Origin of the sequence: Aureimonas sp. OT7 (assembly GCF_014844055.1) — a bacterium.
Lineage (GTDB): Bacteria > Pseudomonadota > Alphaproteobacteria > Rhizobiales > Rhizobiaceae > Aureimonas > Aureimonas altamirensis_A.
The window spans coordinates 942,776-957,289 of the sequence record NZ_CP062167.1; the positions used below are offsets into that span (position 1 = coordinate 942,776).

Sequence of the window (14,514 nt, forward strand, 5' to 3'; positions counted from 1 at the left end):
CCTCATGTCGTGAAGTGGTCTACTGTCCGGCCCCGAAGACGCCGCCGAGTTCCACTCCGAATGCCTGCCCGACGCCCGGCCGGCCGGCTGCCTGTTTCTCCCGCCGCATCTCGCGGTAGGCATCACGGACCTCAAGCCGACTCTTTATGAACGCCTGCCGCACCACGGGGTCCGCTTTGAGCCGCTGAAGGGCGGCCCTGCGATACTGCGTGAATGGCTTGGACAGGATGTTGAGCTTGGTACCTTTGGTGTTGATGTCACCGTCCGGCGCGTTCTGGTATGCTTCGGTGGCCATGATCTTCCCCACCACCTGCTTGAGGGACCGCTGCGCATTGGGTAGATGGCCACTGTACTGCTGGTAGACCTCGTAGGCGTTCCGCCCGTCTTCCATCGTGATGTCCCGGAGGTCTACGCCGGCCTGGGGCTGGGGGCCAACCCTCAGCGGGGCCGCACCGTTCTCCAGACCCAGCCGCACCATCTCGCTGTCCACAAGGCTGCTCTCGTCGCTGGACCACAGCCCCTTGCGCGTGACGATAGGATCGCCGAAGGCATCGTACCGCGCCGGCAACGTCTCGCTGATGCCGGGGATGGTGTTCATGATGCGGTCCACTACATCCCGCGCCTCTCGGAGATGGGGGTCTGGGTTGAACTGTCGCAAGCCTGCCGAGAAGGGGACGAAGTTGGCAACCATCTGGCCGCCCACCGGGCCAATCCGCTCCGGGTCTTCGAGCACCTCCAGCATCGAGGAGACGCCAGTTAGGAACGTCTTGTCTCGAAACTGTTTGGACAGGGCAACGGATAGAGCCCCGATAGCAGACCCTACATGCCCTAGAACCGTGCGCTCGTCGGCTTCCTCACCCAAAGCCGCTATGCTGTCCTGAAGGTCCGCCACCATGCCGAACGGGATGGCGATGGGGTCAAGACGATTGTACGGGATGTAAGTCTTGGTGCCGTCTGCGTTCTGCTTAACTATGGAGTAGGGCTGCCAGCCGGTCGCCACTAATTCCTGCCGGAGCTTATAGTCTCTTGGCCCGCCTCCCGTGATGCTGCCCTGCGACACCATGAAGGCCGCTGTGCCCATGAAGAGCGTGCCCATGGCCATTTGGCCCACCGCCTGCGCCTGCGCTTCACGGCCCATCGCCCCACGTAGCATGTCCCGGTATTCGGCCTGCGCGAGGTTGAGCACCGGGGTCATCTTCCAGCCGTAACGGATAACGTTGGCGGGTGTCTTTACGAACGGCAGGACGAACCGCAGTTCGGGGTGGTTGTGAACCAGGGACTGAAGCGATTTGCCTATTGTCCTCGGCAAAAGCTCCTGTTGGAACGTCGCAATGTTTGCTTCGCGGATGGCGTCGGGGTCGGTGCCGCGCCCCAAGTCGTCAAAGGCATTGGCCAGCTTGTCGGCAATGTGCTGGCGCATGAACGCTCGGCCCTCCTCGCCCTTGAGGCCGCTTGCCGCCGCCCGTTCAGCCGCCTCCATGTGCGCCCGAGCCATGACTTTGGAACGGTAGACTGTCTGCTTCACAAGCTCATCCACGAAGCCCAGCGTGCGCGTGGGCAACTGCCGGCCTGTCGCCACAAGCAAGGCATTGTGCAGAACGTTGCCGGTCGAGTCCCACGGCTTCCAAGCCAAGCGAGGCATCATGTTGCCGGCCGCGCCCCGGTACAGTTCAGAACGCTGCGGAGCGAGCACGCTGTCCCCTTGCAGGAAAGCCTTCTTGGCAAGGTCGAAGCCTTCCCGGAATGCGGTGCCCATGTAGGTGTACTGCCGCACGGACTGCTTGAAGATGGCGTTGCTGGCGGCGTCCCCTCGTGCCGCCCCATAGGCAGACCCCAGAATGCGCTCCATCGGCCGCGCACCCACCATGTAGGCGTTGGTTACGGCGTTGATGAAGTGGGTCTTTGGCCCGGAGAGAAGGCCGTTGATGTAGAGGGTGGACAGGCCATCAACCGCTTTTCCCCACCACGTGGGGTTAGCCGCCTTGGCAAGACCCTGAGGAGACCCATTGGTATTCGAGATAACCTCTACCAACTGGTCGCCATCCATGCTCTGGAGCTTGGAGACATCCTCAGGGTTAAGCTTGAACTCCCGCCGCATCCTGCGCACCGCCCGGCCCGCGTTGGCCGTGATGGACCGCGAGGCAGCATAGGTGGAGGACGCAAGGCTCAGGCGCTTCTTGAGTTCCGTAATGGCAGCTTCCCGCCCACCGAACTCGGAGAAGTCCCCAATCTTGATCCGCTGCGCCAGGGCGTAGGTGTCCTGGAGCATGCGCGAGGTGACGAGGTAGCCGGCCTCCATGTCGGCAACCATACGGCTGGCCATCTTGCCCGACTGCTGGAGCATGCCAATGACGGACGCGGGGTCATCATTGAATAGCTGCGCTCGCTGGTTGATGAGCCGCTGGACCTTGGCGTCTGTCAGGATGTCCCCGCCCTTGATGGCGTCTATGCGCTCCTCGGCGGTGTCCACCACACGGGCCATGAAGTCGTCCAGGTCGGCTTCCTGATTGAGCTTCCCGTAAGGAACGCCTTCACCCTTGCCGAACGTGTGGCCCTTCTCGATGGCCTCATACCATCCGCCGTGGGCCGCCATGGCCTCCGCGTCTGCCTCCATGCCTCGGAGCACCTCTTCGGTGTTCTCATCGCTGAGCCGGATGGCAGGCTGTGCGGAAGGCGTGGGGGTGCCTTGAAGGTCCACTCCGGCAGCGTTGGCCGCGTCGGTGGGGGACTGCGCAACCTGGACCTCAATGTCATCCACCATGTTGGCGGGCGGAGAGGTGGGTGCTTCGGTGCCCCCGAGACCACCGGCCTCCAAGTCCACCTCCCGGATGGCGTCTTCGGGGTCCACGCCCACTCGCACATCGCTCGCCTGGTTGGGGACCACCACCTCATCCAGCACAATGGGATCATCGGGCGTGCCGGCTCCGGCAGGCATCGGCTCGTCTGCCAATGCGGCCCGCGCCTCTGCTTCACCCTGAGCGGCAGCCCTTGCGGCTCCCTCGGCATCACCGTTGCGTAGGGCCTTGTAGACCTTAAGCCCGGCCCCGAGCGTCCCGATGATGGCGATGTCCAGCCCGATGCTTTCCAGCGCGGCTTTCATCCGGCCTTCCGCTGCGCTGTCCGTAGGGTCGGCCGCGAGGTAGCGGGTGACGGGGTTGGACAGGGGGCCACTCTCGATGAGGTTGGCTAGGCGCTCCTCGTGGGGATCGAACGCAACGGCACCAACGGTGGCAGCCTTTGCAACTTCCACACCGGCCCGGCCTGCACGGGTGGCATCGAGCGAGGCATCTACAGCCTTCAGCCCTTTGCCAAACCATGGGAGTGCCTTGGCGGCGGAGGTGAGCTTGCCCAGGCCATACATGCCAGCGGCGAACTGGCCAATAGACACGGAGACCCCGGCGATGATGCCTTGATCCTTGGTTGCCTGAAGGCTCTTCTCGAAGTCCTGCCGCATCTGCGACTTGTCTTCGTCCTCGGGCTCATCGAAGAGGAAGTCCTTGGTCTCCAGCACGGAGTTTACGGCACCGCCAAGGAGACCCTCAGCGGCGGCATCTGCGCGGCCTACGCGGCCATCGTCTGCGGCGGCATAGTGCGCCTTCTCCTCCTCGCTCAGGTCCCCAGCGGCATTGCTGAAGTCCCGAGCGGGAGGGGTGGACGGGGTGGCGGCTTGCGGTTCAGGCTTGGCAGGCTCTTCCTTAGGGGCGGGCGAGGGGTCGGCCTTGGCTGAGACGGCCTGCATCGCTTGCTCAAGGAGCGCGGGGTCTAGAGGGGTAGCGCCGCCGGGAGGACGGGATGAGGTGAGTTGAAAGGCCTGTTCCAAAAGGTCTGCATCGAGATCATCGGCAGTCACAGGGGCACGGCGGGTGGCGGCCAGTACAGCTTCGAAATCTTCAAGGTTCATGGGGTTGGCACCTAGTTCGGCTGGGTGGTTGCCCGTGGTGGGTGGCGGGCATGACGAAAAACCCGCGAGCGCACAGAATGCGGCGGGCTAGTCGTGGGCGGATATGGTGGTGACGGATGGAGGCCTTAACGGCGGCAGGCAGGTAGGGCGCGAGGAGTACCGACAAGTACGGTCATTGAGTAGCACCGCATTGATGGTATCCTTCGCACGAGGGCGTGCGTGAAACTCGCTGTCATTGAACTGTCAGTCGGCGGAGGAGGATTTGGCGGCTTGTCATCGAGACGCCTAACTGCGTCGGCTCCTCATCGAGCTACCTAACTTCATGCTTCCTCTCAAAGAGAAGGGAATTGACTGTCCCGTGGTCCGGGGCTGTCTTAGAGCGGCCTAACTGCAAGGTGGTGCTCATAGACAAGGATAACTTCGCTAGTCTCTCAGAGAATAGCCTAACTTTGCCCCTGCACGCCCGGAATGGCGGCCCCGGATTGCTCATTGAAGTACCTAACTGCAAGCCGCGTCCTAGCGCGAGGGGAACTGCCCGGCATCGCTGCCTTGCTCATAGAACTGCCTATCTCCTCATTGAGGAGGATAACTCGCTCATCCCAGAGGACGACCGCTCATATTCGCTTCTCATAGAGCGGCCCAACTATCAGCTGGCCGTCTTGCCGCTCGCGCTACCAACTCCATGCCGGCCCTAAGATCGTCATGGCTCACATGCGTGTACCGCTGTGTGGTCGTCACGCTGGTGTGCCCCAAGAGGCGCTGGACCATCCGCAGGTTTCCCGTTGCCCGGACCAGCCGCGTTGCCGCAGTGTGGCGCGTGTCGTGGAACCTAAAGTCCTTCATCTTTGGCCGGACATGCCGGTTCCAAGCGGTCTGGAAACCATCCACGGTGATGGGATAGTGCTGCCCCTTCACGCGGCCATCGCGGGTGCGTTGAGCCTGGAACGTGAAGACCGCCTCGGGGTGGTTGCCTTCGAGAGACCGAAGGATCGCCTCCACCTCATCCGTCATCGGGATGGTGCGGGACCTGTCGCCTTTGCCCGTCACGCGGAACTCAGCGGCCGGGAAGTTCACATCCTTCCAGCGTAGACCCACTATCTCAGCGCGGCGGCAGCCCGTAAGCAGAGCAAACAGGACAGGCGGGCGGTAGTCGGCGGGGAGGGCCTTAAGCAACGCCTCCTCTTCCGCTTCCGTCGCCTCCCGGACACGTTCCTGAGGCTCCTTCAAGCGGTGCTTCTTCCAGTTCACGCGGGGGACCTCAAGGCCCCACACGTCAACCGCACGCCGCATCAGGGTCCGCAGCGGCTCCACCATGCTCCGGTTGACTGTGGCAGGCTTCACGCCTTCCTTGCGGCGGATGCCGACAAGGCGGGCCACTTCGGCGTCTGTTACGGAGGAGAGGAGGCTATCCTCGCCAAGGTGGTCTAGAAGCCACGTTAGGTGCCGAAGGGTGGTTGCCGGGACCCGGTGGTACTGCCCGACCTCCGAATGAAAGCGGGACGCCGCGTCCATGACAGTGATATCGCGTTTGGGCCTTAGTGCCTGCTGCCGGACTTCGCGCCTGAGAGCCTCATCGACTGCTTGCGCCTCTCGCTTAGTCGCACAGCCAGTTGTGCCGCTATATCGCCGTCCGCGAAACTGGAAGTCATAGACGTAGATAGCCGAGTCGGTCGGTTTGAAGACTGACATTTTCGTTCCTGAATGAAGGCGTCTAAATCCTCCCGGGCGTAGCGGCGCGTCTCGCGGTCCCGAAGGCCGATGTTGACGTACCGAAGGCACCCGGCCCGGCTGAGGTCGCGTAGCTGTCGTGTGGAAATGGCGAGGTATTGGGCCGCGTCCTGTGGGGTGAGGAGAGCGGCGGAGAGCGTCGGTCGTTCCATTACGTTCAGCTCCCGCTCAGGCCGGTATGCGACCATCGCCAGCGTACCATGGGAAGTAGGCGCAGCCCGCAGCCATCATGGCCCGCGCTCTGGAGAACTGGCGGGTGAAAGCCATGTCCACCGCGATGCGGCGGGAGACACGCACTTGGGCGGCGTTGACCTCGTGAGGAGCGATGGCAAAGGTCTCCGAAAGGCTGCAATCGCTAACGTCGCAAGCCCCTTGCACAAGGCATATCACCACGTCCCGCCCATCGGCGCAGGCGGCCGAATTGCTCACCTGAGCCCATGCTGTCGCAGCCAGACCACAGGCCACCTGAACTGCGGCGATGACTGAGGGGCATTCATCGTCCAAGCCGGCGAACCCCAACGGCGTGGCAATTCCTGCGGGGGTCTGCGGGATGCCCTCCGCGTTTCGTACAATGCCGAACTTGTCGCGGGCATAGTAGGGTGCGAACCCTGGCACACCCCCACGGCGAACTTTACGGGTATAATCGAGGCCGGCAAGCGTAGGATATGTGCCAGCATTGCGGGCCTTGTGGGTGCCATTGGTTGACACTGGGTTCCATTCGCGCATTTTGGTCTCCTGTGCGTTTTCGTATCAAAGTTACGATAACGGCCAGTCTCCAAAGCGGTCAATAAAAATCGTAGGATTGTTACGAAAATGTCTCCACTACAGTGCAGGCTCGCCCGTACCGCGCTGGGCTTCGGCGTTCGCGATTTGGCGGCGCTGGCTTCTGTGTCTCCTGATACTGTCGCACGGTTCGACCGTGGGGAAACCCTCAAGCCGGCAACCGTTGAGCGCCTGCGGGCCGTGCTTGAGGAAGCTGGCGTGGTCTTCCTTGATGCCAGCGATGGCGAAGGCGAGGGGGTTCGCCTCCGCGCCGGGTGATTACTCCATGGCCTCGCCCTTGAGGATGCGATGGACAGACCCCTTTCCGATGCCAACCTTGATGGCAATGCTTCCCATGCTCATCCCTTCGGCCGCCAGTGCTCTCACCTCGTCCGCCTTTGCGCGGGCGGTGGGCTTCCTGCCCTTGTAGAGCCCCGCCAGCTTTGCCTTGGCGATGCCCTCCCGTTGCCGCTCCAGCATCATTTCCCGTTCGAACTGAGCGACAGAGGCGAGCACGTTGAGCATCAGCTTGCCGGTGGACGTAGCCGTGTCGAGACCACCTTCTCCGACACCAAGGGACACGATGCGCAGCGCCACGCCTTTGGCTTCAAGCCGGGCAACAAGCTCACCCATATGCGTGACCGAGCGGGCGAGGCGGTCCAGCTTCGTGACAACCAGCGTGTCGCCTTCCCGCACGTACTCAATGGCGGCATCAAGCTCAGGCCGTGTGCCGACCGATGAGACTTGCTCGGAGAAAACCTTCTTGCAGCCGAGGGCGGCGAGGTCGCGGACCTGAGCCTCAAGGCCGGCTTCTTGTTCGAGGGTGGAGGTGCGGGCGTAGCCGATCAACATTGAAGGGGTCTCCAAGCTGGCGGCGAGCCTGCCGCGTTCCAATAGGGTCTTAGAGATATTGCCCCAAGCGTTCCAGAAGTCAACACGGTATTTCAATGGAACGGATGCGGTGGCAGGGTGGAACGGTCCACATGCCCTTGCCCTATGGAACGTTTGAATGCATTTCGTTTTCGACCCGGCAACCGTGGGCTACGGGCACCTGGTAAGAGTGAGGTCTAAATTGGCACAAGTTCTGAGTTACAGACTGGCGATTGCTGATCGGTACAGAAAAGCCGCAAAGCTGGTGATTGACCGCCAAGCCAGCGAGTTCGAGCACATGGAGCCTGTTGGTTTCCTGATCGCCATGGCTGCGGAGATCACCCTGAAGGCCTTTCTCTCCGACAGGGGATGGAGCGACAAAAAGCTTAAAAAGCTAGGTCACGATTTAAGAGCAATTCTTCGCAGCGCGGTTGATGCCGGGTTGCTCCTCACGTCATCGGAGGCACGTTGCATACTCACGATGCGGGACGCGCACTTCAGCCACTTCAACCGGTATGGCCTCGATGCGGTTGACGGGCACCTCAAACTAGGTGCCGTTCAGCTATCCAACGAACGCATGTCATTGCGGTTTGTAGGCGCACTTATAGATAGGCTAACAGGCAAGTCCGCCTCTGCCTCTCTCGCCGCTTGGCACAGCATTGAAGCCGAGAGGCTCGTTTCGCCACAGCTTCTAGAAGAGCTTGACGGTATTGTAGAGATCGAGCGCGAAGGTATACGAGCCTTGAACTCCGCGTACGAAAGGCGGTGAGGGGGTACGGGGGGAATGTCGCCTCAGCCCTCTCATGGGGAGGGTCTCACGTACGGGACCCTAATTTCATTGGGGCACCGGCTCGCTCACCATCAAGCTTTGGCGCAGCAAGGCAGACCCAATGCCCTGCATCACGCCCGCCACAATCCTCGCGTAGTCGGCTTCCTCAAGGCTGAACCGCATGGGCTCCGGCTTGGGTAGGTTCCGGGGCTCGGCCTTGCGGAGAGCGTCCTGCATTTCGTTGAAGCGGTTGATGTAGGCCACCTTGAAGGCCAGCGCGTCGCGGCCCGTGAAGCCCATAACGAGGAGCGTGAAGCCATCCTTCGTCATGTCGATGGCGGGAGCGGCCCGGTAGCCGAAGCCCACTTTGACGGTGTGGGAGGAGGGACAGAACCAGTCGTCCCCATTGCGCTCTTTTCTGAGCCGAATAGCCGCGATGTCCCGCAGCACATTCTTATGCTGCTTCCCGAAGTAGTCCGCCACGTCCCGCGAGTTGGCGTAAACCTCGCCGTCACGCACACGAACTACCGGCAGGGCGGGCGTGATGTTGAGCATTGTGTTTGTCACTGCCCGGACTGTTTTGGCGTAAGGGGTGGGCGTACGGAGGGAATGTCGCCTCAGCCCTCTCATGGGGAGGGTCTCACGTACGGGACCCTAATTTCATTGGGGCAGCTAGCCGACGAGTCGCGGTCCGCTATCATCCAATCAGTCATCCTGGAGGTCAGAGGAATGGAGTGGTTTGCACGGCTGCTAGACGATGCCGCAATGCTGATTGCCTGGCCTCTTATGTTCCTACTGGTCGGGGTGCTTACGGCAGCCGTTGGAAAGACGGCATGGGACCTAATGATGGACCCCCGCCGCAGCCGTTTCGCTCAAGCCGGCGCGGCCATCCTGTTGGGGGCGGGGGTCTTCGCCCTCATGAGCGGCTACTGGGTTGGACCTGGGCCGGCCGCGGAGGTTGCCTACAGGTGATCGCCTTCGCAGAGCGAGAGATAATCTTCTGCTTAGCACCATCTACTAGCAGGACGGAGGTGCGTGGAAACTCGCCGCTGCTAGAAGTAAGTGCCCGAAATACGGGACCCCAATATTCTTCGCGACGTAGCAGGCTACTTGAGCCCATAGTAGCGGAGCAACACTTCCTCCGTAAGCTTGCCCGCCGCGCCGACGCCAACCTTCCAAGCCCCGCTCGCTGCCTTGCCAATAGCTGTTCCGAGCCATGAGGTGACGGCTGGGCCATAGCTTCTGGTGTCCTGCACTAGCGCACCGTCCGATTCCACAGCCACGCGAAATCCATCGGCAGTGTCGCCATCCAGTCCAGCGGCTTTGAGCGTATCAATAGCCTCTGTAATATTACCCACAGAGCCCAATGCTATGAGCTTCGATTGGTCGGATTGAGCAACGATGTTGGTGTTCCCCGTGATGGCGCCATTAAAAATCTGGGTGACATGGGACGGCGGAACTGGAGACGATACCGACCCTACATTGATTTCACGGGCCGCCGGCTCACTTCTCCACAGTGCAATAGCAAACTCCAATACACGATTTCTTACGGCGCTCTCAATTCCGGCAAGTGCGCTGTAGGGGAACTCGGCAGAGAACGCGACTAGGGAGTATCCCTCATAAAAGGTATCGCGCAGCAGCAATATCATGTTGTCCATGTTAATGGACGCTGTTCCAGTTTTCTCTACGAGGCCCTCAATCGTCGCTATGCTGCTTCGATACGAGAGCGTAGCTACATCAGGCTGGCCGCTTGCCTTCGCAACTAGATACTGCGGCAGTGGTGCATTACTGATCTGTGCGCCAAACGGGCCTGAGAAAGTGCCGCGAAACGAAAGAGCCACCTTGCGATAGGCCGGCACCTCAGCGGCGGGCTCATACCCATCCAACTCCCATCGGACCCATTCTTCCAACGGATCACTTTCCAAACGGGATGCAAGGAGGCGGCATTTCCTTAAGAGCGTGGATAAACTAGTTGAGCCATCCGTCGCGGCAGTTTGAATGTCGATTAGAAGACTCACTGGCTCTGCCCTTCTAAAAATCGAAAGGGTACGCAAGCGGGTACGCAGAGGCAATTAGCTTACGTCTAAGTCCATGAGATTTATGGTGATAATAAACATATTAATGAACTGGTGGAGCTGAGCGGGATCGAACCGCTGACCTCGTCATTGCGAACGACGCGCTCTCCCAACTGAGCTACAGCCCCGTCCACCTGTTCGAGTGGGCTTCTAGTGCGCCGGCCCGCCGGCTGTCAAGCGCGATGTCACGAAGCGGTGCTTTCCGACCCATGCCCCGATGCGCTACAGGAGAGCCGTCGTTTTCACGAGGCTTACATCCCCATGCTCGCAGTCATCCAGCTCGTGCTGCTCATCCTGAATATCCTTTGGTGGATCATTATCGCGTCGGCGGTGCTCTCCTGGCTCTTCGCCTTCAACATCGTCAATCCGCGCAACCAGTTCGTGGGCATGATCGGCGAGTTCCTGTATCGCGTCACCGAGCCCATCTACCGGCCCATCCGTCGCGTGCTGCCCGATCTCGGCGGCATTGACCTGTCGCCGCTCGTCGTCCTGCTGGGCATCTTCTTCCTGCAGCAACTCATCATATATTCCATTGCCCCGGTCCTGCTCGGCATGTGACATTATCGGCATGGGCGCGTAGGAGGCGTTTGCGATGATGCAATGGCTGCTTGTTCCGCTTCTTGCCATGACGGCCGCCGGCGGCGCAGCGCCTCCCGCGCGGGACAGCATCACCACCGCCGCCACGCCTTTGTTCCTGAACCGATGCGAGACCCTGTCCGACACGGCATGGCGCTGCGCCGGCCTGCCGGGTACGGATGTCTTCGTGTCGGAGGAGGAGACGGGGCGCTGGCGCGTCGCGGTGGGCGTTCCGGAAGACGGATCGCCGACGTTCCATCTGCCGCATATGCTGGGCCGTACCATGGAATGGCGCATCGCCGGCAGCCGTCCGCTGGCCGGCATCGTGCGCTATCGCTTCCCCAGGCCCTCGGGCAGCGGCACGGACGATCTTTTAGCCGTGGTGAAGGCCGGCGGCGTCGCCGGACCGGGGTGCCTGGCCGCCCTCGTGGATGTCGCGGCCAACAGCGCGGCGGTGGAACTGGCGCGCGAGGCCGCCGATGCGGTGGCCCCGCGCTTTCGCTGTGGCGTCGATACGCTGGAGGCGGTCGGCCGCGTGACCGGGCGGACACGCGACGAACTGATGCCCGCCCTCCGTTAAGGCGGTTACGACTTCGACGTCTCGTAGCGCTCGATGGCTTCGAGGATCAGCCGACGTGCCTGCTCCGACCCGCCCCATTCGCCGATCTTCACCCATTTGCCGGGCTCCAGATCCTTGTAGTGCTGGAAGAAGTGCTCGATCTGCTTGAGGGTGATTTCCGGAAGGTCGGTGTGCTCGCGCACCTTCTCGTAGCGCAGGGTCATGTCGGCAGAAGGAACCGCGATAACCTTCTCGTCCTGGCCCTTGTTGTCTTCCATCACCAGGACGCCGATGGGGCGCACTGCGATGACGCAGCCCGGCAGCAGCGGGCGCGTGTTGCAGACGACCACGTCGATCGGGTCTCCGTCGTCCGACAGCGTATGCGGCATGAAGCCGTAATTTCCGGGATAGACCATCGGCGTATACAGGAATCGGTCGACGAAGAGCGCGCCCGACTCCTTGTCCATCTCGTACTTGATGGGCTGGCCGCCGACCGGAACCTCGATGATGACGTTGATGTCGTCCGGCGGGTTCTTGCCGCGCGGGATCGCCTCGATCTTCATTTGGTACTTCCTTGAAGGTTGGAAACTGTCTTCTCGGCCTTGGCCACTAGCGCATTTCGCGGCGAAGGGAAATCTCCAACAGCGCGCCCGGCTACGACTTGCGGTGGTCGAGCCGCGCCACCAGCCGGTCGCCGCCCCATTGCAGAAGCCACACCATGGCCACCAGAACCAGCACGACCGCGACCATGACGTTCGTTTCGAACCTCTGGTAGCCATAGCGAATGGCAAGGTCGCCCAGCCCGCCGGCGCCGATGGCCCCCGCGATGGCCGTCGCGCCGATAAGCGTGACCAGGGTGACCACGAAGCCGGCGACTAGGCCGGGCAGGGCCTCGGGCACCAGCACCTCGCGGACGATGGTCCAGCGCGTCGCGCCCATGGCGCGCGCCGCCTCAACGAGGTTCGGGTCCACCTCCCGCAGCGAAACTTCGGCCATGCGGGCATAATAGGGAATGGCGGCGACGGACAATGGTACGATGGCCGCCCATGTCCCGATGGAGGTTCCGACAACGAAGCGCGTAAAGGGGATCAACGCCACCAGAAGTATGATGAAGGGCACCGAGCGCAGCGCGTTGACGATGCCCCCCAGCACCCAGTTCACGCCACGGTTCTGCATGATGCCGCCGCGCGCCGTCAGCGTCAGCACCAAAGCGATGGGCAGGCCGACGACCAGCGATGCCGCGCCGGAGGCCCCGGTCATCAGCAGCGTTTCCCAGGTCGCCCGCAGGAACAGGTCGTACAGCGCCTGGTTCATCGCTCGATCACCTCGACCCGCAGGGCATAGGCCGAGAGAGTGTCGATCACGGCCGGCAGGTCGGCCGCCGTGCGCGGCGTCACGCCGATGAAGAGGCGCCCTACGGGCTGGCCTTGAACCTCTTCGACGCCGCCGCCGAGAATGCGCGCCGCGGCGCCATGCCGGAGTGCGATCTCCGACAGGAAGGGCCGGCGCGCAGTCTCGCCGCCAAGGTCCAGCCGTACAAGCGTCTCGCCCTCGGCCAATGCAGGCATCGCCCCGCCATCGCCCAGCGGCGCTTCCGGCATGACGGACGACAGCAGCGCGATGGTTTCGGGCGCGGTCGGCGCCGCGAAGACGCGCCATGTCTCGCCGTGTTCGACGATACGCCCGCCATCCAGCACCACGACCCGACCGGCAATGCGGCGTATGACATCCATCTCGTGCGTGATGAGCGCGATCGTCAGGCCCAGGCGGCGGTTGATGTCGGCCAGAAGCCGCAGGATCTGCTCCGTCGTTTCCGGGTCGAGGGCCGAGGTCGCCTCGTCCGACAGAAGCAGCACCGGATCCGCCGCGAGTGCACGGGCGATACCGACACGCTGCTTCTGCCCTCCGGAAAGCTGCGCCGGGTAGCTGCCCTCCCGGCCGGCGAGGCCGACGAGGTCCAGCAGTTCGGCGACGCGCTGCCGTCGCGCGGTCCGGCTGTGACCGCCGATCTTCAGCGGCAGGGCGATATTCTCGGCGACCGTCTTGTTGGCAAGCAGGTTGAAGTGCTGGAAGATCATGCCGATGCGCCGGCGTACCGGCTGCAATTCCGTTTCCGACAGGCCTTCGATGGCGCGGCCTTCCACCTCCACCGTGCCGCTATCGGGCTTCTCGAGCCCGTTTATGCAGCGGATCAGCGTGGATTTCCCGGCACCGGAACGACCGATGATGCCGACGATCTCGCCCTTGCCGACCGTCAGGTCGATATCGCTGATGGCGGCATGGGTGCCAAAACGCTTGGAGACGCCGGCCAATCGCAGGATCGGCCGCGCGTGCGATATCTGGTCGGCGTGACCGGCGCTCACCATGCGGGAAGCGTGGTGCCCTTGTAGACCGTTTCCAGTGCATCGGCGACGGGCTGGTTCTGGAACGAGGAGACGAGCGTCTTTACCCAGGGCTTGTCCTTGTCCTCGCTGCGCACGGCGATGAAGTTACGGTACGGATTGTCTTCCAGCGGTTCGATGGCGATCCGGTCTTCCGCGGCGGTCAGGCCGGCCTTGAAGGCCCAGTCGGTGTTGACGACGGCGGCGTCGAGATCGTCGATGGCGCGCCCGACGATGCCGGCGTCCAGCTCCTGAATCCGGATGTTCTTCGGGTTCTCTTCCACGTCGATGGCCGTCGCCAGAACGCCGGCATCGGCCCGCAGCTTGATCAGGCCCTCATGCTCGAGCAGCTTCAACGCCCGCCCGCCATTGGACGGATCGTTCGGAATGCCGATCTGCGCGCCGTCCGGAATGTCGGCAACGGTGTCGTACTTCCGGGTATAGAGGCCGATGGGCTGGATCAGCGTGTAGCCGACCGGCTCGATGGCATAGCCGTGCTGCTGGATCTGCGCTTCCAGATAGGGCCCGTGCTGAAAGGCATTGGCGTCGATCTCGCCATTGGCAAGCGCCTCGTTGGGCTGGATATAGTCGGAGAAGGGCACGATCGTCAGCGTCAGGCCCTGCTTTGCGGCTTCCTCGGCGACGGTCCGGAACACTTCTTCGGTTTCGCCCGCCATCACGCCGATGCGGATGGTGTCCTGTGCCTGCGCGGTGGACAGTGGCATGGCGGCCGCGACCGACAACGCGGCCAGGGTGGCGAATAGGGTGCGGCGGGTAAGGGTCAGTGTGGTCATCTGGATATTCCGGGTTGCCGTTGTGTCTGCGTGCAGGGCCAATCTGACGATGGCGCACCCGCAGCGCAAAGCATGGCTTTTCGCATTTGCGAAATTCTG

General features: G+C 62.4%; 13 protein-coding genes, 1 tRNA gene and 1 pseudogene. 3 read left to right on the plus strand and 12 right to left on the minus strand.

Annotated features, from left to right (window positions below):
• Positions 1–19 precede the first annotated feature (19 nt).
• The 5 genes and pseudogenes from IGS74_RS04550 to IGS74_RS04570 all read right to left on the minus strand — a co-directional run bounded on the left by IGS74_RS04550 (position 20) and on the right by IGS74_RS04570 (position 7,243).
• Positions 20–3,901: a hypothetical protein gene (locus IGS74_RS04550; protein WP_192389708.1), complete on the minus strand. Its 3,882-nt coding sequence runs from the start codon at positions 3,899–3,901 to the stop codon at positions 20–22.
• A 627-nt stretch (positions 3,902–4,528) separates the two neighbouring features.
• Positions 4,529–5,590, minus strand: a complete 1,062-nt coding sequence (locus IGS74_RS20390) for a site-specific integrase (protein ID WP_281413040.1) — start codon at positions 5,588–5,590, stop codon at positions 4,529–4,531.
• 14 nt (positions 5,591–5,604) lie between these two features.
• Positions 5,605–5,817 (minus strand): annotated as a pseudogene (locus IGS74_RS20450) (helix-turn-helix domain-containing protein); the annotation flags it as partial.
• Entirely contained in the window at positions 5,798–6,355 is a 558-nt protein-coding gene (locus tag IGS74_RS04565; protein ID WP_192389714.1) for a hypothetical protein, read from the minus strand. The pseudogene IGS74_RS20450 and the gene IGS74_RS04565, both read right to left, overlap by 20 nt.
• Before the next feature lie 315 nt (positions 6,356–6,670).
• Positions 6,671–7,243, minus strand: coding sequence for a recombinase family protein (locus tag IGS74_RS04570; protein WP_192389716.1), 573 nt, complete (start codon positions 7,241–7,243; stop codon positions 6,671–6,673).
• 157 nt (positions 7,244–7,400) lie between these two features.
• Here IGS74_RS04570 and IGS74_RS04575 point away from each other — a divergent pair, with 157 nt between their 5' ends.
• Positions 7,401–8,030, plus strand: coding sequence for a hypothetical protein (locus tag IGS74_RS04575; protein ID WP_192389718.1), 630 nt, complete (start codon positions 7,401–7,403; stop codon positions 8,028–8,030).
• Positions 8,031–8,096: 66 nt separating this feature from the next.
• Here IGS74_RS04575 and IGS74_RS04580 read toward each other — a convergent pair whose 3' ends face one another.
• From IGS74_RS04580 to IGS74_RS04590, 3 genes are all read right to left on the minus strand, one after another.
• Positions 8,097–8,585 (minus strand): Rha family transcriptional regulator, encoded by a 489-nt coding sequence (locus tag IGS74_RS04580; protein ID WP_192389720.1) that lies wholly within the window; start codon positions 8,583–8,585, stop codon positions 8,097–8,099.
• A gap of 551 nt (positions 8,586–9,136) precedes the next feature.
• Positions 9,137–10,048 (minus strand): hypothetical protein, encoded by a 912-nt coding sequence (locus IGS74_RS04585; RefSeq protein ID WP_192389722.1) that lies wholly within the window; start codon positions 10,046–10,048, stop codon positions 9,137–9,139.
• A gap of 109 nt (positions 10,049–10,157) precedes the next feature.
• Positions 10,158–10,233: transfer RNA gene (locus IGS74_RS04590), tRNA-Ala, on the minus strand.
• 133 nt (positions 10,234–10,366) lie between these two features.
• Between IGS74_RS04590 and IGS74_RS04595 the strand changes: the two genes are divergently transcribed.
• Positions 10,367–10,663, plus strand: a complete 297-nt coding sequence (locus IGS74_RS04595; protein WP_039188140.1) for a YggT family protein — start codon at positions 10,367–10,369, stop codon at positions 10,661–10,663.
• A 34-nt stretch (positions 10,664–10,697) separates the two neighbouring features.
• Complete coding sequence (locus IGS74_RS04600; protein ID WP_192389724.1) at positions 10,698–11,261, plus strand: hypothetical protein; 564 nt, start codon at positions 10,698–10,700, stop codon at positions 11,259–11,261.
• A gap of 5 nt (positions 11,262–11,266) precedes the next feature.
• On the opposite strand, the gene ppa is transcribed toward IGS74_RS04600, so the two are convergent.
• The 4 genes from ppa to IGS74_RS04620 form a co-directional block, all read right to left on the minus strand.
• Positions 11,267–11,803, minus strand: coding sequence for an inorganic diphosphatase (gene ppa / locus IGS74_RS04605; protein WP_192389726.1), 537 nt, complete (start codon positions 11,801–11,803; stop codon positions 11,267–11,269).
• 91 nt (positions 11,804–11,894) lie between these two features.
• Positions 11,895–12,554 carry a methionine ABC transporter permease gene (locus tag IGS74_RS04610; RefSeq protein ID WP_039188146.1) on the minus strand — a complete coding sequence of 220 codons (660 nt, stop codon included), beginning with the start codon at positions 12,552–12,554 and terminating at the stop codon, positions 11,895–11,897.
• Positions 12,551–13,606 (minus strand): methionine ABC transporter ATP-binding protein, encoded by a 1,056-nt coding sequence (locus tag IGS74_RS04615; protein WP_192389728.1) that lies wholly within the window; start codon positions 13,604–13,606, stop codon positions 12,551–12,553. Before IGS74_RS04615 ends, IGS74_RS04610 begins: the two co-directional genes overlap by 4 nt.
• The gene (locus IGS74_RS04620) at positions 13,600–14,415 is read right to left on the minus strand and encodes a MetQ/NlpA family ABC transporter substrate-binding protein (RefSeq protein ID WP_192389736.1); all 816 of its coding nucleotides are present in this window, start codon (positions 14,413–14,415) and stop codon (positions 13,600–13,602) included. The genes IGS74_RS04615 and IGS74_RS04620 overlap by 7 nt, the downstream gene beginning before the upstream one ends.
• Positions 14,416–14,514 lie beyond the last annotated feature (99 nt).